The sequence below is a fragment of the Pseudomonas orientalis genome (assembly GCF_001439815.1).
Classification (GTDB): Bacteria; Pseudomonadota; Gammaproteobacteria; order Pseudomonadales; family Pseudomonadaceae; genus Aquipseudomonas; species Aquipseudomonas orientalis.
Genome location: NZ_JYLM01000013.1, coordinates 1 through 16,717, shown reverse-complemented (window position 1 = coordinate 16,717; position 16,717 = coordinate 1). Strand labels below are relative to the sequence as shown.

At 54.0% G+C, this 16,717-nt stretch carries 12 protein-coding genes and 4 tRNA genes; 7 read left to right on the top strand and 9 right to left on the bottom strand.

Features of this window, described 5'->3' with window-relative positions; genetic code table 11:
* Window positions 1–69 precede the first annotated feature (69 nt).
* Window positions 70–2,061, bottom strand: coding sequence for a DUF7380 domain-containing protein (locus TU82_RS24425; protein WP_057725802.1), 1,992 nt, complete (start codon window positions 2,059–2,061; stop codon window positions 70–72).
* A 305-nt stretch (window positions 2,062–2,366) separates the two neighbouring features.
* Between TU82_RS24425 and TU82_RS24420 the strand changes: the two genes are divergently transcribed.
* Window positions 2,367–5,753 carry a P-loop NTPase fold protein gene (locus TU82_RS24420; RefSeq protein ID WP_057725801.1) on the top strand — a complete coding sequence of 1,129 codons (3,387 nt, stop codon included), beginning with the start codon at window positions 2,367–2,369 and terminating at the stop codon, window positions 5,751–5,753.
* A gap of 437 nt (window positions 5,754–6,190) precedes the next feature.
* Here the strand turns inward: TU82_RS24420 and TU82_RS24415 are convergent, their stop codons facing one another.
* Genes TU82_RS24415 through TU82_RS28360 form a run of 8 tightly spaced genes read right to left on the bottom strand, consistent with a single transcriptional unit; the run spans window position 6,191 to window position 12,398 of the window.
* Entirely contained in the window at window positions 6,191–6,946 is a 756-nt protein-coding gene (locus tag TU82_RS24415; protein ID WP_057725800.1) for a TIGR03747 family integrating conjugative element membrane protein, read from the bottom strand.
* 18 nt (window positions 6,947–6,964) lie between these two features.
* On the bottom strand, window positions 6,965–9,181 hold the full coding sequence (gene traD / locus TU82_RS24410; protein ID WP_057725799.1) for a type IV conjugative transfer system coupling protein TraD: 2,217 nt from the start codon (window positions 9,179–9,181) through the stop codon (window positions 6,965–6,967).
* A gap of 3 nt (window positions 9,182–9,184) precedes the next feature.
* Window positions 9,185–9,595 (bottom strand): HNH endonuclease, encoded by a 411-nt coding sequence (locus tag TU82_RS24405; RefSeq protein ID WP_057725798.1) that lies wholly within the window; start codon window positions 9,593–9,595, stop codon window positions 9,185–9,187.
* The gene (locus tag TU82_RS28790; protein ID WP_024073354.1) at window positions 9,555–9,839 is read right to left on the bottom strand and encodes a hypothetical protein; all 285 of its coding nucleotides are present in this window, start codon (window positions 9,837–9,839) and stop codon (window positions 9,555–9,557) included. Before TU82_RS28790 ends, TU82_RS24405 begins: the two co-directional genes overlap by 41 nt.
* A 7-nt stretch (window positions 9,840–9,846) precedes the next feature.
* Window positions 9,847–10,350, bottom strand: a complete 504-nt coding sequence (locus TU82_RS24400) for an integrating conjugative element protein (protein WP_057725797.1) — start codon at window positions 10,348–10,350, stop codon at window positions 9,847–9,849.
* Window positions 10,347–10,904: a lysozyme family protein gene (locus TU82_RS24395; RefSeq protein ID WP_057725796.1), complete on the bottom strand. Its 558-nt coding sequence runs from the start codon at window positions 10,902–10,904 to the stop codon at window positions 10,347–10,349. Before TU82_RS24395 ends, TU82_RS24400 begins: the two co-directional genes overlap by 4 nt.
* A complete protein-coding gene (locus tag TU82_RS28365; RefSeq protein ID WP_072024071.1) occupies window positions 10,889–11,641 on the bottom strand; it encodes a TIGR03759 family integrating conjugative element protein in 753 nt (250 codons plus the stop codon). The genes TU82_RS24395 and TU82_RS28365 overlap by 16 nt, the downstream gene beginning before the upstream one ends.
* A gap of 40 nt (window positions 11,642–11,681) precedes the next feature.
* The gene (locus TU82_RS28360; protein WP_082632085.1) at window positions 11,682–12,398 is read right to left on the bottom strand and encodes a methyl-accepting chemotaxis protein; all 717 of its coding nucleotides are present in this window, start codon (window positions 12,396–12,398) and stop codon (window positions 11,682–11,684) included.
* Window positions 12,399–13,642: 1,244 nt separating this feature from the next.
* Here TU82_RS28360 and TU82_RS24375 point away from each other — a divergent pair.
* The 6 genes from TU82_RS24375 to TU82_RS24350 all read left to right on the top strand — a co-directional run bounded on the left by TU82_RS24375 (window position 13,643) and on the right by TU82_RS24350 (window position 16,651).
* Entirely contained in the window at window positions 13,643–14,674 is a 1,032-nt protein-coding gene (locus TU82_RS24375; protein ID WP_231982733.1) for a D-isomer specific 2-hydroxyacid dehydrogenase family protein, read from the top strand.
* Window positions 14,675–14,679: 5 nt separating this feature from the next.
* Entirely contained in the window at window positions 14,680–16,044 is a 1,365-nt protein-coding gene (locus tag TU82_RS24370) for an FAD-dependent oxidoreductase (RefSeq protein ID WP_057725792.1), read from the top strand.
* Window positions 16,045–16,201: 157 nt separating this feature from the next.
* A tRNA-Lys gene (locus tag TU82_RS24365) sits at window positions 16,202–16,277 on the top strand.
* Window positions 16,278–16,326: 49 nt separating this feature from the next.
* Window positions 16,327–16,399, top strand: a tRNA-Lys gene (locus TU82_RS24360).
* Between the two features lie 53 nt (window positions 16,400–16,452).
* Window positions 16,453–16,525 (top strand) — tRNA-Lys (locus TU82_RS24355).
* 53 nt (window positions 16,526–16,578) lie between these two features.
* Window positions 16,579–16,651: transfer RNA gene (locus TU82_RS24350), tRNA-Lys, on the top strand.
* Window positions 16,652–16,717 lie beyond the last annotated feature (66 nt).

The window sequence follows — 16,717 nt, the reverse complement described above, 5'->3', positions numbered from 1 at the left end:
GTCGAAAGCGATCATCCGTGAGCGGCAGCTATCGGCCAAAAGCAGCCGTTCAGTAAACGCTGACATTGGCTAGAGTGAAGCACGTTCTAGCTGCGGGGCGACATGGGTGTACCAACACCGCTGCAGCGGCAAGCACATCAGGTAGTACATGAGCCAGCACGCGTAGATGCTGGAATGCAGGTAGCAGGCACCAGATGCCAGCTTGCCGTGTGCTATTTCGTGGCGCAGGCACGGGCCGCCTTTGAAATTGAACAGCAGGTCAATCGTGTAGATCAGGTCGATGCCGAAAACCGACTCTAACTGCTCTCGTCGGTTACTCAGCAGCCCACTGAGCGAGCGGTCTTCTTGCAGCAATTCTTCGTCCAGTTTCGATGTATCGATTCCAGCGTTACTGAGCACATGGCGTAGCGAGTTTTCGAGCTGTGGGAACAGCAGATGGCAGGCGGACACCATGTCGCCCTGAAGGAAGCGCGCGAGGCCCAGGGCATAAATGTGCTCGAACCCTGACGGCACGAATGGGCTGGCTGACACGATGGCCATCAGGTGTCGATCGTCGACAGAAAATTTGCCCATGAGGATTTGGGCGGCCGGCTTTACTCGGCTTTCAACACACATTTGGTACTGGATGTCCAAGTAGCGAAGGCTCTCATGGTCATACCACTCGGGTGGCGGCGTGTCGTCTAGATTGATGGTCGGTGCTTGTGTGACGACCCGGCCCAGGACGTCGGTGTAGATCTGTCCGTTGAAGAGGTCGGACAGGAGTGAGTCGCTACGGTCACGGATGATGTCCGTGTGCAGCGCCATTTTCTCCGGTACCTCACAGATCCGGGCAAATGTGTAGAGGAATTCTGGAAGCGTCAGATCCTTGAAGACATTGATGGTGCCTTGGCGCTCCTCGCTCAAATCCATCGGGATCTGGAAGGAAGAGAATTCGTGAGCAGCCTGCGCTTGCAGCTCCAGCAACTCGGCCTTCAACGCTTCCAGTTCTGCTTGCATGCCTGGAATAGCGCGAAGCTCCCGTATGGCATCCCGCGTCCAGCTGGCTCTGGCCATGAAGCTGTCGACGCCTTCTCGCATCCTGAGCGTCTGCTCGATCGACTTTAACTTGCAGCGCCTGAAGCCTGCGTGATCTTTGGATTGATGATGGGCGAGGGCGGCAAGCTCCCACACGACTTTGACGGCCATGGCGTAGTCGCTAGCAGCGGCTGCGCTTGCCGACCTCTCCGCATCCTGTGCAACTTGAGCCCATTCGATCAGGTTGAAGGACTGGCCTAGCCGAGCCAATCGATCAAGCGACGTGAAACACCTCAGTTTCTCGGCATGGGTGTAAAGACGGTTCCACGTTGCGATCACGATCTCGGGCGGTGTTTTTCGCTTGCCTGTGCCGGCTACGATGTGGAAAGCCCTTTCGATCAGATCGACGACTTTGGAGGACAGCCCAGAGGGTGGCTCGTACCTGAACGAGAGCTTGTCGTCCAAGTAGAATTCGATCGTTTGACAGTAGGAAGTGATTGCCAAGACGGCGCTTCGATGCAGGTTTCTGTGGTTATACCAAGCCACATCCGCAACCCGAGCTCGCAGGAGGGGGTGGTCGATCATTTCGGCGATATTGGCAAGCGCCTGGCTCTGCTCTCCAGCGATGTCAGCGGGGATGGGCGTGCGCATGCCATCCCTGATCAACCTTGGGCCGAAGGCATCTTGGCGATCTACAGAAAAATGGTAAGAGCACACCACCATGAGCACTCTGTAAGCCCGGTAGCCGCTGTAGTTCTTGTTCGCCAGCGCCTGCCTGGAGCGTGCGCTCAGCTCAGAGTCGAACGAGTAGAAGTCGAGCGTATCGACGGTCTCCAGCAGCCGGCTGATCTCGGTCTGCTGGAAATCATTGACAGAAGCAAATTCCAGCCGGGAGCGATCTGGTTCGTTACCGATGACCGTTTCCGGTGGTGCAGGAGCTCCCAGAACCAGCTCCATGTCGGGCTCCCTGCCAGAATTCCTGTCCGGCTCCTGTCCGGCTCCTAGCGCCACGTCCTGATCGTTTGATGGCCCGGTCTGTTCGCTCATTCCCTCTCCCTGCTCTGGATGATTTAACTACGCTGGCGGTGATCTGTACGGCTGTTTTTGAACGCAAAATCGTTCTACCAGAAGCCTCCAAGCATGCCACTTTAGTTTAGCGTTCATGGCAGCTTGCCATACATGCAATATGTCACTATCTTGTGTTTTTTGGCAGGTTAATAACTACATATGGTGGTTTTTACAGGTGGCCGTCATATGCGATGTAATTGCTTGGTAAGGGGCAATAGGGCTCTATCGACATTCCCTGCACACGGGGATGAAATGATGCGCACGGATGGCATAAAAGGACTTCTATGCGGTTGATCAATTTCCATACTGAACACCCTGCAACTCAGGACGTGTTCCCCGGTGGTAGCCATGACAAGGTGGCGAGCGCAATCCACGGTCATTTGCTGAGTGACAGCCCCTCAAAGGTTGTAGGCCTGGATGGTGAGTTTGGCTCCGGTAAGAGCTCCATTCTGAGCATGCTGAAGGCAAAGCTGACGGCTGCTGACTCTGATTTCAGGGTCTGGTTTTTCGATTGCGAGCAGAATTACCAGGGTTCGACGAAGAGCAATTTCATCGAGCTTTTCACCGATGAGGTGCTCAAAGAAGTGCCTCATGTCAGCAGGGCTGCTGAGACCCTGAAAGCCTCTCGCGATCGAGCCCTCGGACGCTTGTTCGAGTACAACAAGCGAACAACGAGCCGTGTCAGTGCCTGGGCGTTGGCACTGGTCGCCAGCCTGTTTTTTGCCGCCAGCTCATTCCGGGAGCTTTTTGCACTTTCGCGTAGTTCCCATGCTGCCATCACAGGGACATCGCCCGAAGCCGCTGCGCTTACCAACACGTTGCAAGACCCGTTTTGGTGGCTTATTGCCGTGCACCTCGTTTCATTTTTCAGCCCGGTGCTGATCCTTGTCGTTGCCAAGTTTTGCCATAGGGAGGTTCGGGTAGGCGCTCAGAAATGGAGCCTTCTGAGTTTGTTTAAAGGCTCTAGTGACGATCATATTGAGGAGAAGATTGAGGTTGGCAAGGAGGTGACGTCCCTTGATCTCAAGAAGACGCTTCTCGAACAGCTGAAGGTGGTTGAAGACCAGCGTTATGTCATCATCCTGGACAACCTTGATCGCCTGCCAAAGGACAGCCTGCGGTCGGTGTGGAGCGACCTGGAGATCTTTATTGAGGTCGCTAGCAAGGCTGCGAATCTGACGGTAATCGTTCCGTTTTGCTCAAACAAGGTTGCGGAATACCTGAAGGCAGAAGGTGATCGACGGTACGATGCCAGGGACTTCATAGCGAAAAAATTTCCTGTGGTTTTCCGTTCTCCACCGGTCATCACCTCGGGCTGGAAAAATGGCTTCCGTCAGTTGTGGAATCATAGCTTCCCGGATGTTGACGGCAACGTCATCGAGCAGTGCGCACAGCTGTTGCAGCGCCACAGTCCCATGGCCAACAATCTGGTCACGCCCCGGCTGCAGAAGAAATTCATCAATGATATCGCCACGACAGCATTGGTAGTGGGGGAGGAAATCAGCCTCCTGGCTATCGCCAGCCATCTTCTGCTCTGCAAATATGCCGACCTTTCGCTGGTGGAGATACTGCGCACGGATGGTTTCTCGGATACCTATCAGAAAGGAATTGGGGAGGAGCAAGCTGGGCTGGTCATGGACACTAAAACCCTGCTAGGTGCCACTCTTGGCGATTCCATGGAGACCGGGTGGCAGATCCAGTTCCTGCAGATTCATTATCTGACTACGGGTGATATCGCAATCGCTGAGCTTTTGGACACGCCATTGGCAGAAGCCTTTGCCAGCGAGGATTACGACGCGTTGGGCGGGCTTACTCCACTGTTCGGCTTCTCTGACGCCATGAGGCGTTTCCTATCTCTGCGTCCATCGCTGGCTTCTCTGCTGCCAACCATATCCGGGGCACATCAGGCACGTGAAGGCGACTGGATTGAGCCTCTCTTGAGGCTTATCAATAGCGCGCAACTTGAACTGTTCGGCGAATCCAAAGCAGGGTCTGAGGAGTTCTACGAATCCGTACGTTATTGCAGAGGCCATGGGTTGAAAGGGCAGCTACTGAGTGGTCATGGCGGCCAGTTGAAAACCAGCCTGATGAAAATTCTTAACGCTGCGTTCGACCCTGAACAGCTGAAGTCGGCCTGGAATTTCATGCAGGAATACGACAATTACCTTCAAGCGCTAGGACTGAAGTTTGAAGAGATCGTTGTTAAGCGTTCCGAGTATGTGATGCACCTGCTGCCTGATATCGCCCGCCTGAAAGTGATCAAGGCCAGTGGGTTTACCTTTGCGAACGTGGGTCTGCCAGACGCACATGCGCAGCTGGCCAGCTGTGCTGATCACCAGATGGGTGTAGCGATATTGCCGATTGATTGCGTCGTGCCTGCGCTCGAATGGTTGTACGGCGAGCGCAAATTTGGCGGCGGTATTACCGATGGTATCTCGGCCGGTGACGTCGCCATCCTGGCAAAGTTCACAGGTGCTGCAGGCGAAGTAAATAGCGCGGTGCTGGGACTTGGGTTGGCCGCGAATGTCGACCAGGTCATCGGCGCTGCGACCACAACGTTGCTGGCGAACAATACCAGTGCGCTGATTAAGGCGGTGGCGGCGGTGACATACATTCGGCAAGCCGACGCCGATTTGCTCGCCAAGCTCGATGATCTGGATGGTGTTTTCGAGTCGTCAGTCTTTCGGGCTCTGGCGAACGCATCGCTTACCACAGCTGCTTTGTTCCAACTGGTTGACGACCCCCAAGTGGGCGAGTCGGTTGCGACCTACCTGGCGTACCTGATTCGAGAGCGGCGTATTGGGCCCCTGAGCTGCGACAAGGTTACTACCAAATTTAGTGTAATTTCCCAGGCGCTTTCGAAGGTTGGCCTTGCTGAGGCCGATTTAGCGATTTGGCTTTCAGCTTGGGACGTTTTTATTGCAGAAGCCTCCAAAGACGCTCTTAAGGCGGACGTCCGATTGATCAGTGTCGTCATGGAGGCGGATGAAAATGTCCTGCCGAAAACTCGGGCGGGTCTACTCAAGCAGCTCACGAGTGAGGAGCTGACTCGTGATAACTGGGTACAGATCATCTCGGCAGGGGCCAAACAGCACCAGGTAATCCTGAATGGGATAGTGAGCAATAAAGAGCCCATGCAGTCGATCGCGGCTGTCGGTGATGCCTTGATCCATGTTCTCAACTCCCTCGCGAACGGTAGCGTGACTTCGCAGTGGGGAGCGGCCCAGTACGCCGTGATGGATTCGCTGCTCAAGTTGCTTGATGCCCAGCAGCGTGACGTCATAGGTATCCGATTGAGAACCATGCTCTTCGCAGAGTCCGTGGAACCTGACGATTTCGCAATCCCGTTATCGAAATATGGCCACCTCATTCCGGATGTCCAACCGTCTAACCCGCAAGAGGTTCAACGGATCGTCCTGTTCCTGGCGTACCTGAGCCGCAACCCCGACGGCCTTCCAGCCTTGGCTAAACTTTTCGATGCGAAGGCCGAGCAGATCGCGGCGTTCAGGTACTCGACAGAGCTCAGGAATACGATGGGGGAAGCTGTTGCCAAGTTGTCTGAAATCACCCCGGCTCTCTATAAAAAGTTTGCTCAAACCAAGGGCTTCAAGCGCCTGATCCAGTCGCTCAAAAGGGCCGCGCGTGATCCAGAACCTGAGCAAGACGCGTGAAGGGCTGTTCCTGTTCAGAGCCTAGCATTGGAGATGGCGGAACAGACAGAGGTCTGAAAGCGTACGGCGACGGTCGTGGTATGACCGTCGCTGTCCGTCTAGAAGCGGTCTAGCACCACTCAGCCGTGCAGATTAGATCATACCCGTCAGTAGCGGTTCCAAGGTACATGAAGGCATCACGACCTGAGTGATGCCAACCCGAAAAAACGTGTGGGACGAGAGACTGATTTTGGCCGATTGCTGCCTGTCGCAAATGGCTACAGTCGACCCATTGCGACCATTCGCAGGAACCACCATTACTAGGGGACTTCTCGGGGGGAGGGGACGCATGGTGAGGTGTGGGTTTTGCCGGTACCGGCAAAAGCCTGAACCAGCAGCTTGTCAGCCGTAGAATGGATGATGGGCTGCTGTTTTTGTGTCCACTGCATGGGCAGCTCCTAAAGGTATTTTTTGAAGCTTGAAACGGTGATGTAAACGGACACACCCAACAGCACGGCGCAGGGCAACAGAATCAAAAGGGGGCTGATGCTGATGGGGATGGCCAGGTAGACCGTCCAGGGCACGATGGTCAGCGGAATGATCGTCCCCCGGGCTTTGTGATACAGGTAACTTGACTCGCGGCCGGAGCCGAATTTTCGTAGATCACGCCGCACCAGGCCATCGACCAAGCCAGTGAACGCCGCCAGGGCGAACAGTGGAATCGTCAACGTCAGAATGACCATTCGCACACAGAAGGTCAGGACTGTGTATAACGCGGCTAAGCCATAGTCCTGGAATTTGATCATCGCCCGACCGAGTTCGTAGCGAAGGTTCAAGGTTCCCGTTTGTTGTGGTGATGTTGAGCGAGCGTACTGTGTCAGTGCATTTATGTTGTCCTGCATGCCGGTTTTCACCATCAGCCAGTCATAGACCGTTTGTGCCAGCCAGGTTGCCGTACGCCCCGGTTCTTTGATGACAACGCTGTGCAGCAGATCCTGGGACAGCCAGCCCAGTTCATGTTGGAACATCTGCTGAGCATGTTTCCAGCCGGCATCCGGCCAGAACGTGTACATGCAAAGCCATTCAACGACGATAGCGCCGAGCAAGGAGCCGAACATCACCCCCAAGAGATGAAAAGGGGTAGAGAACAGCATGCCCAGGAAGTTTTTTTGACCTTCCTGTTGTTGCTGGGCTTTTTCCGCGATATCGGCCATGGCTCTGTTCCTTCAAGCCTATGCGGCTTTTCCGTTATTGGCCATCTGGCGGAAGTCGTCTACCAAGTCATCAGGAAGCGACTCACTTAATGCGTCATATCCCGGTGCTTGCCACCAGTCGCTGCTGGTTCCGGATCCTTTACGCATGCCCTCAACCAAGGCCTGAAAATCCTTGGGCATCACTTCATCGGGATCGCTTGCCGGCAACGGCATACGAATCTTCCACAAATTCCCGCCCTCTATCAGGGCAAAGCATTGCCCCTTGGGTAGGGCAACCACATGCGCCGGTTCGATCATCGGTACGCTGACACTTTGGATCTGATCGTGAGTGTTAGAGGTGAAAGCGGTGTTGCCGTTAATAGCGTCGTTTGCACTGCTCGCTGGTGTACTGGTAAACACCTGGACCTTTGGCAACTGGTTGGTCAGCAGCTCGGCGGTTGCAGTCTCACGTACACGTAACATGAACAGGTTGTTGAAGTTACCGATGACTTGGCCAGCTTTAGCCCGGTTACCGATTTTTGCCTCAATATCGCTCATGGTTTGGGTATAGGCCGTGACCTGCATGCCGGCACCACCGCCTTTGTTGATCATCGGTATGAATTCATCGCCCATCAGTTCGTTGAATTCGTCCGCATGTACGTTAATTGCTACCTTGCCGCCGGTGGCCCCGGGCAAGCCATCATCGATGCCAAACTTATAGATGTGACCCGCAACTGACACCAGGTCGCTGAACATCGAGTTGCCCACCGCTGCAGCTACCTCTGTATCAGATAAAGCGTCCAGGCCGACATAGACCACTGCCCGTTTGCGGATGATCTGCATCCAGTCAAAGATTGGACGTGGGTCCTCAAGATCCATGTAGTCGGGAGATAGCAGCTCTGCAATCCGGCCTGTGGTCAGTTTTTCCAGCAATGGCAGAAGGCTGGCCACTATCTTGTCGAAATAGGTTTTGTCATAGCGTACGGCTGATCGCAGACCCTCCATCACTGGGTCGGAGATGCGTTGCTGAGTGAGGTACATGTCCAGGGCCACCACGCGTAGCGGTCGATCCTTCATGGCGAAACTGAGGTTCTTACGATCGATCTTTCCTTCCAGCTCAACGATGGTTTGCCAGGCTTTGGGATCATTTTCAGCAAAGTGCTTCTGCGCATACTCGATAAACAGCGCGTCAATGTTTGTCACATGCTTGAGGATCTGTTCATAGTCAGGCCGACGTCCCAGTGCCACGAGGGCGCGCGCGATGATGTTGACGAAACGCCAGGCGAATTCCCGGAATGCCGCGGAATTGCCTTCCCCCGAAAGTTGGCCGGCAATGCGGGTGGCAACCTCCGAGATCCGACCAAACCGGCCGACGGCGTTGTAGCGAGCGGAGTGATCAGGCCAGCCTAGGTGGAACACGTAGAATTCCTCCAGTCGGTTTGCGCGCTTGCATTCGATGTACATGCGCTTCAGGAGGTCTGCGTCGCCTTTAGGATCGAAGACAATCACCACTTCGCGGTCCAGGTCCATTTCTACATTGCGCTGGCTTCGATGAACGGGTTGCACGCGGCGCCCCATATGAACGCGGCGCCGGGGGCTACGGCGGGTACGCCTGATGTCTTGGGTGATAAACAACTCTGCCAGGCGGGTTTTTCCAACACGAGTAGTCCCCAATACAAGGGAGTGTCCAACCCGCTCACCCAGTGGCAGGCTGACATCCGCTTCATTCGGCTCTATACCGTGTAAGCGCGGTAGCCCCCCGACTGGAGGAAGTGGACGCGCCGGGTTAAATGGCACATCCCACGAGGTAGCCTTTGACAGCAATTTAAGTGGAAAGGGCGCGAACTCCAAACGCTCCTCAATTCTGCGAGCAAAGGTATAGATAGACGTGGGCTCGACATACTCGGCGTACTTTGGGAGGTAAGTCTCCATCAACCGCTGAGTATGTTTTTGGGTCCAGCGAAAGCCTTTACCGATGAATAGCCGCTCATTGCTGACCGGCATGTCTTTGCTGGTCATGGTGTAGTGGGGTAGGCGCCGAATATTTCGCCGGTAACGCAGCACCACCAACGCTTGTTTGAGGCGGACGAACCCTAGACCCAGAAAGCCTGTACCGGCAACCATGCCGAATAAAGGCGTCAGAGCAACCGCCCAGGGCGCGAAAATACAGAGCAACGCCGCAGCGGCACATACGCAAACTGTGTACAGCTCGACGGCAGGGCGTAGTAACGACTCAATGGTGTAGGAGGTGGCCATGGATCACTTCCTATGAGTGAAAGGGGACAGTGGCCCCACTGTTTCGAAATGGAAAACGACTGGCTTGCCTGTCTCAGCGATCAGCCCATAGGACTTGGCCAGGCGGTATATGGGGTGGTAGCTGTTGAGGGAGTTGACGTGTCCAGCAATGCGCTCTCGCCAGACTTCTAGTGGCATCGCTGCCTTGCTCAAATTACACGGCACGCACGCGGGCATCATGTTGCTGATGGCGTGGTTTTCTGGCCGCCCCAAAATGATGGCACCGGAGTACCTGCCGTCCACCCTCTCTGGTTCTCGCCATACTGCTTCCTTGTGGTCCGCATGCCACCGGTCACCCAACAGCACACCGCAGTATGCGCAATGGCCCGCGAATTTAGCGTGAAGCTCGCAGCGTTGCTTCTTGGTCAGCTTCATGGGGCCGGGATCCTCCTTTCATGCGTGATGATGAATTGGCCAACTCTTGCCTCGCTTGCTCAACTGCCTCGGGCAGGCGTTCTTTTAGCCGCTGACATAGCTCCACCTCGTCACCAGGTACGCGGGCGATGACGGTGCCGCCATAGAGCTTGGCGACATAGGTGACCTGTTCAAAAAGCAGTTGGCCTGCTCGTGGGTCATCTGGTTGCTTGATGACCAAGGTGATGTGCGTAAGAGAGGCCATACCCTGGTTACTGCTGGATAGTTGTGGCAGTGATCAACAGCGGGTAATGCTGGACTCCCAGGCGCTGTGCCAGATCATTTGATGGTGCCGGGACCAACTGTAGATTTCCTGCCCATCGTTGGATTTCGGCAAACCGCTCGGCGCTGGCCACGTTAACCACAAGGCCAACTGCCTGCAGTTGCTGTAACTGATCGCGGCGCTGTGATAACCACTTTCTGGAGTTTTCATCGTCGCCTACAAGAAACAATGGTTGCAGGCCAGGTGCATTGATTACCCGGCCCTGTACCTGCCCGGGTGTCAGTTGGTCAGAGCGCACTGGAAACGAGCCTTGCCCACGCACACCAATATTCTCTGACTGTGCTGACTGCTCAGTAGGTTCTGGAGCCAAGTCCTGGTAGTAGGGCAGAGCGGAAACACCCCCTCGGTCTTCAACAACAATCAGCGAGGTGGCATGCACTGCCATGGGGGAGGCCAAAGACAGCAAAACAGGCAGATGCAGCAATCTATTCATGGATTATTCGCCATCAGGTTGATACCGGTGACCCGGCTGAGGTGTTTGGCAAAAGCTCGTCGGTATCGGGCAGCGGGTTCGCCTCCGGCAGGGCGGTGGTACCGACCAGCAGCGGTGATCCAGTCGCCTCCTTTGGCTTTTTGCTCAGCCAGGATCTGGGCCGTAACCGAGAGGTTTTTGTACGGATCCAGCCCTTCGCAGGGGTAGCTATAACGGTGGCCGTTGGCACCGATGTTGGTTTGTCCAAGCCCGACGTCGACTCTATTTGGGCCTGCGGTCTGAAGGGCGATCATCAACGCTCTGCAAGCATCGCTGCGTGTCGCAAAGCGATATCCGGCGCCGGCGACATTCAACGTCCAGGGCCAGGGGACGATCTGGCCGCGAAGTCGGGTGCCGCTCTCTTGCAGCGCAACGGAGTACAGCACCTCGGACGGAACGCCGGCAGGCAGGGCAATCAACTGATAGGCCGGCGGCGGAACCTCGGCACCGTTAGCAAATGCCGCGGTAAGCAGTAGCCCCGCCGTTAAAGCCGCGCGAATTACAGACGCTGCCATTGTCCATTCACCTCGCGTACCACGGCCGGCAGCTCACCGCCGAGTCCAAGGCCAAGCCATCGACCGGCATCGTGATTCAATGTGATCTGTCGGTTTCGCACGCTGGCCGGTTCGACTCCGGCCAAGATGGCCCAGCGGCGAATTATTTCGTCATCACCTTGACTACCAACGAAATACAGATCAAAGGACCGTTTCTGGTTCTGTAAGTCTTTGACGCGGTCAATACATGCGTTGCAACTGTCTTGGACAAAAACGGCTAGTCGTCCAGTGCCTTTCACAGCAGTTAACGCTCCCGAGCCAGGAGCAGATGCAGGGTTGGACGATAGTTGGATGACTTTTTCATTGGGGTAAAGACGTGCGAAGGCTTGGTCATAGGCCCTTTGATACGCCAATTCCTTATCGATACGCTGTCGCTCGGCTCGCACCTGCAGCTCTGCATAGCGACGGCGCTCCTCCTCCGACTTCGCTTCGATGCCAAGTGCTGTCAGAGGATCCAGGCCTGGCGAATAGATTCCGCGAGGACCCTCCATCACAGTTTGAAAACGGGACCATTCTTGGGGGGTCAATCCCCACTCGCGGGCGAGTTCTGTCTGACTTGCTCCTTGAGAAGAGTTGTGAACTTCACTGTTCTGAGTGTTCGAGATCGACGTTGATTGCCCCGAAGCCGCATGACAGCCGTATGCAAACGCGAAGGTGGCCAAGCCTGCAATGAAACCCAAAATGTTCCTGGGCTTCATTGTTTTCGAGGAAGTGGTAGGGGAGTGCATAAAGGAGGTCCTATGGCGCGACGGTTACGGTTTGAGGTGTTCCGGCCACGTCAAAGCGTGCGGATCTTCCGTCCAGCGCGTTGAGTCGCCAGGCGGTGCCCGCCACAGCGTCACCAGGTCGGATAAGGTAAATTTGATTCAACTGCGTGCTGCCAGGCGGTGCTACGGACAAAAAGCGTTCACCGCCGCGATACTCGATACCGACAACGGTAAAAGGGGGTGTTTGCGGTGTGACAGTGGTGGTAGCGGGCGGTGTTGGCCGCTTTGGTTGTCGGGCAACGGGCTTAGGCTTGGGCTTGAGGGGAACAGCAGTGGTTTGTTTGATTCGTGACTGACTGAGTTCTTGAAGACGGCTATCGAGTGTTTCGACGCTGGCTTTGAGGACTACCAATTCACCAGCAGACGCAGCATTTTGAGAGATTTCTTGCGCAGACTCCGCCGCTTGCTTTGCATACGCTTGTGCGGCATCAATTCGATTCGATAAAGCCTGCTGCCCGGCTCGGAAGTCCTCATTGGTCACCAGGTGGTTGCCGGCTACCGTGTCCAGTCGCTCATCGACTTTTCCCAGCCGCGTCAACAACGCATCGAGCGACTCTTTGTCTGCAGTCGCAGCCAAGCTGTTGCTGAGTTGGGAGAGTTGATGATGCTCATAACCCAGAATGCCTGCCAATAATGCAAGGCACAGACTGAGTATCGCTGTGGTTCGAGTAGGGCGTGGTTGGTTCATGGGCGTCCTCGCGCAAAAGCGAAGACACCGTCTCAAATCGGTCGGTTAGGTGCAGTAGGAAATAAATTTTCCAGGCCGTTTGATTTTATATGTTCGGGAAGGACGCCCGTACGCATGCTAGCGAATATTTCACGGTTCAATTGAGGCCGACGGCGCTCTTAGCGCTGGTAACGGAATCAGGCTACGAGTCTTACGTTGTGCTGACCGATGCCTATTCGGTTGAGGACTGGAGTGATTTCGTCATCCAGCACGTCCAGCCGCAGCACAATTGTCTGCAATGTGGTCAGTCGCATGTCGCGGCCCGAGCCCCTTTTTGAAGATTTCTGAGCGGCTTCGATAGAGAGCCCGAGAAATGTTCAAATGCAACGACTTGGATTAGGAGGTTTTTCCTAATCTCGTTTGTGCAGACCACCACTTATGCCATTCCAAGCTGTGAGTCAACCGACCTTACATAATTTTACAATCATGTGGATGCGAAAGCTCTTGAAAGAGTAGAACTGCTTGATCTGGCATACCATGCGTTGCTAGATGCGCGGGTGCTTGCAGAGTTTTTTATTATCATGGTCACACGCATTAATTCGTAAGTTGATTAAATTGATGTTGACTGAAGTGTCCTCCTAGACAAAGACGAATGAAAAAAAGCTAACGATACTGGACTCGCACACCGCCATACACAATCCAAATGTTTGATAACCACGTCGTGAGTAAAACACCGAGCCACACAAGTAGCATGGTCTACGATAGCTAGTACTGGTTACATAATTTTACAAACTGGGCTTACGGCCGTATCAAATTGCTAATGCTTAAAAAAAACTTGACATGAAAGCTGGATTGGCGTTTTATGTGCCGGTGCGGTTTTCAGACGGATTGAGAAGTGCACCAACGAAAAAGGATTACGTTGATATTTCACGGCGTAGCATGCGCCTAGCTCATAAGGATATGTACTGTGTTCAAGACCCCCATTGCTCCCGCCCTTTATTATTCCTCTGGATGTAGTTGCAGATCAAATCTGTAGCATGCATTTAATGCCTCTTGCCCAATTTTCTAAGCGCTAGCACGGTATATCTTTATAGATATTTTGTGGCGTCGCTCGTATGGGGCCAGGCATACCCTACTGTTTCTCGATAGTCACGACTCTTTCAGTGCGCCATATTTAGGCGTTTGAAACTTAATATTCCATGATTATATTTTGGGGTGCTGCTGTGTCAGAGCGAATTAAAGTAGTTATTTCTGGGGCTGATCGCTTGGCCCAGACCTACATTTCTAAGTTAAGTCCTGCGCGTTATGAAGTGAACTTAATTCCGGAGTCATTTCCTGATGAGGCGCGAGTTATTTCCGCAATCACTGATGCTCATATCTACATTCATGCCGGTGAAGAGGTGCTGACTGACGGGATCCTGCAGCACGCTCAGAAACTTAAGCTAGTGGCGTGCCTGGCATCTGGAGCCGAGCATCTGGTCGACATTGATGCGGCTGATCGTTTGGGGATCGCTGTTACCAATACACCAGGCTTGAAAGTGATGTACGAAGCTATGGGCGAGTTTCTAGTGGGATTGGTAATTGCTTTGCGCCGGAAGTTGATTTACTTCCATACAGAACAAAAAAGTGGTCGCCTGCATGAAACGGACACTCCGCTACTGAAGGATGCGGTGATTGGCATTGTTGGTATGGGCAAGGTCGGCTCCAGGGTCGCCCGGATGATGCACGATGCGTTCAAGTCCAAGATCGTTTACACGGCCAACTCGCAAAAACCCGACATAGAGCGCGATACTCAGGCTCAGCGATTATCGATGGAGTCATTGCTAGAAAGTAGTGACGTTGTGATTCTGGCCTGTCCGTATAACGATTCAACACTTGGCTTCATCGGCGAACAAGAGCTTAATTTGATGAAACCCTCGGCCATCCTGATCAATACGTCGGAGTCCGCGTTGGTGGATGGCCGGGCTGTCTACAAGGCCCTACTTGAGCAGAAAATTGCGGGGGCTGCGTTTGACGACAAGAACTGGGATGCACCACCTCTTATCAAGAATGGCGAGGCGATCAACATGCCGATCGCTATGCTCGAGCTGCCTGATGATCGTTTCATCTGCACACCCTACGTAGGAGCCATGACCTCTGCGGTGTGGGATGAGATGGCGAGTGTTGCAATTGGCTCGGTTCTACACTACGTCGAGCATGGGACTGACATACATCTTTACAACCGGAACTTGGATACGGCTAAGCATAGCAAACGTGCTGGCGCTGACTCGTCCCGTGCTGCAGTGCTGGAAGGTTGAGTCGTATGAACGACGCGATGACGCAACTACTTTTGCTGCGGACACGGCATGGACAAGAGTCAGTTGAACTACTCTTTCCTGGAGAGCCAGGTTACGACGAAGGGCGCCAAGTCTATAACAGGATTCACGATCTGCACCCCTTGGTCATCGTGCGCAGCCTTAATCAAGCGGTTATCCGAGCAGTGCTCAAGGTGGTTGCTGATAACCAGCTTGAGCTCGCCATCCGTGGTGGAGGGCATCATATCGCTGGCTTCGGCTCGACAGAAGGCGGTGTATTGCTCGACTTCTCTCCATTCAATGGCGTGCAACTAGACATGCTTCTGGGCATCGCTAGGGTTCAGCCTGGCGCCCGCTTGAGGGACGTAGACACGGAATTGTGTCCTCAAGGATATGTTGTGCCGACCGGGACTGTCAGTGATACCGGGATTGCCGGGCTGACTCTCGGTGGTGGTATCGGTTGGTTCGTCGGAACCTTGGGCTTTACCTGTGACAACTTGGTAGGCGCCGATGTGATGCTTGCAAGTGGCGAGGTTGTTAGGGCCGAAGACCCCCTGCATCATGATCTGCTTTGGGGGCTTCGGGGAGGTGGCGGTAATTTTGGAGTTGTGCTTGAGTTTCGGTATCGCCTATCAAAGCTGCCTAAAGTCTACTGCGGTTCGATAACAGTCGCGTCACATGATGTCTCCCGAGTGCTCCCGCAATTGGCCGCTTATATGGAGCAGGTTTGCCCTGCGAATTTGGTACTAGCTCCTGTCTTCACCCAAAGCGCGGAGAGTAATCAATACCTTTTATCCATTGACTTCTGCCTCAGCAATTACCAGAGCATGGATGCTATCAAGGCGTTAGAAACCGCATTGAATCTTGCAGGTAGTCATAAGTTTATAACTGACGACTTCCGAGAATGGCAGGGTTGGTTCGATGAGAGATTCCAACCACCGATGAGGGGGTACTGGAAGTCGGTTTGCTTGGATGAATTTAATAGTCGTACAATGGATACATTGTTAACGGCAGCCTCGTGTATGCCTGGTGAACGATGTAGCATTACCGTCGAACATCTGAATAAGTCGCGACGTCTAGCAGAAACTAGTGATTCCGCATTTCCTCTTAAATCGAGAGGTTATGGTATCTTGTTTTCTGCTCGCTGGGCTGAAGCAGAGGACGATATCACTTTCGTTCATTGGGTCAAATCTGCTGCGCTAGAACTTGCGGGAAGTGAAGAAGTTTCCTCATATTCAAACTACTCTTTGGCTGATAGCTCGTCACGTACGACATTTAGCGGCAGCGATAACGAGCGCTTGATTAGCATTAAAATGCGTTATGATGCAAACAACATATTTAGGCGAAATCACAATATTATTATTGCTAAATAAGGCGATAACCTCAATCTAATAATGGTGCTGGGGTAGGGTGTCAGAAGGCTTCGGCGCCAACTGCTCAAGTTGGTATCCGTGAGCTCAAGTCTCGCTCGCTTCCACCATTTTCGCCCGGCCGCAGCTGGTTGCGTTCGGGAAGCAAGGCGTATAGCGAGGGAGAATGCACGGTGGCTTGGGCGCCAACTATTTAAGTTGGTAGTCGTGAGTTCGAGTCTCACTCTCTTCCACCATTTTCGTCCGGCCGCAGCTGGTTGCGTTCGGGAAGCAAGGCGTATAGCGGGGGAGAATGCCCGGTGGCTTGGGCGCCAACTATTTAAGTTGGTAGTCGTGAGTTCGAGTCTCACTCTCTTCCACCATTTTCGTCCGGCCGCAGCTGGTTGCGTTCGGGAAGCAAGGCGTATAGCGGGGGAGAATGCCCGGTGGCTTGGGCGCCAACTATTTAAGTTGGTAGTCGTGAGTTCGAGTCTCACTCTCTTCCACCATTTTCGTCCGGCCGCAGCTGGTTGCGTTCGGGAAGCAAGGCGTATAGCGGGGGAGAATGCCCGGTGGCTTGGGCGCCAACTATTTAAGTTGGTAGTCGTGAGTTCGAGTCTCACTCTCTTCCACCATTTTCGTCCGTCCGCAGCTGGTTGCGTTCGGGAAGCAAGGCGTATAGCGGGGGAGAATGCCC

What these genes read in the sequence shown, in the direction of transcription:
- TU82_RS24425 (WP_057725802.1), bottom strand. Translation starts at nt 2,061, where the DNA reads ATGAGCGAACAGACCGGGCCATCAAACGATCAGGACGTGGCGCTAGGA.
- TU82_RS24420 (WP_057725801.1), top strand. Translation starts at nt 2,367, where the DNA reads ATGCGGTTGATCAATTTCCATACTGAACACCCTGCAACTCAGGACGTG.
- TU82_RS24415 (WP_057725800.1), bottom strand. Translation starts at nt 6,946, where the DNA reads ATGGCCGATATCGCGGAAAAAGCCCAGCAACAACAGGAAGGTCAAAAA.
- traD (WP_057725799.1), bottom strand. Translation starts at nt 9,181, where the DNA reads ATGGCCACCTCCTACACCATTGAGTCGTTACTACGCCCTGCCGTCGAG.
- TU82_RS24405 (WP_057725798.1), bottom strand. Translation starts at nt 9,595, where the DNA reads ATGAAGCTGACCAAGAAGCAACGCTGCGAGCTTCACGCTAAATTCGCG.
- TU82_RS28790 (WP_024073354.1), bottom strand. Translation starts at nt 9,839, where the DNA reads ATGGCCTCTCTTACGCACATCACCTTGGTCATCAAGCAACCAGATGAC.
- TU82_RS24400 (WP_057725797.1), bottom strand. Translation starts at nt 10,350, where the DNA reads ATGAATAGATTGCTGCATCTGCCTGTTTTGCTGTCTTTGGCCTCCCCC.
- TU82_RS24395 (WP_057725796.1), bottom strand. Translation starts at nt 10,904, where the DNA reads ATGGCAGCGTCTGTAATTCGCGCGGCTTTAACGGCGGGGCTACTGCTT.
- TU82_RS28365 (WP_072024071.1), bottom strand. Translation starts at nt 11,641, where the DNA reads ATGAAGCCCAGGAACATTTTGGGTTTCATTGCAGGCTTGGCCACCTTC.
- TU82_RS28360 (WP_082632085.1), bottom strand. Translation starts at nt 12,398, where the DNA reads ATGAACCAACCACGCCCTACTCGAACCACAGCGATACTCAGTCTGTGC.
- TU82_RS24370 (WP_057725792.1), top strand. Translation starts at nt 14,680, where the DNA reads ATGAACGACGCGATGACGCAACTACTTTTGCTGCGGACACGGCATGGA.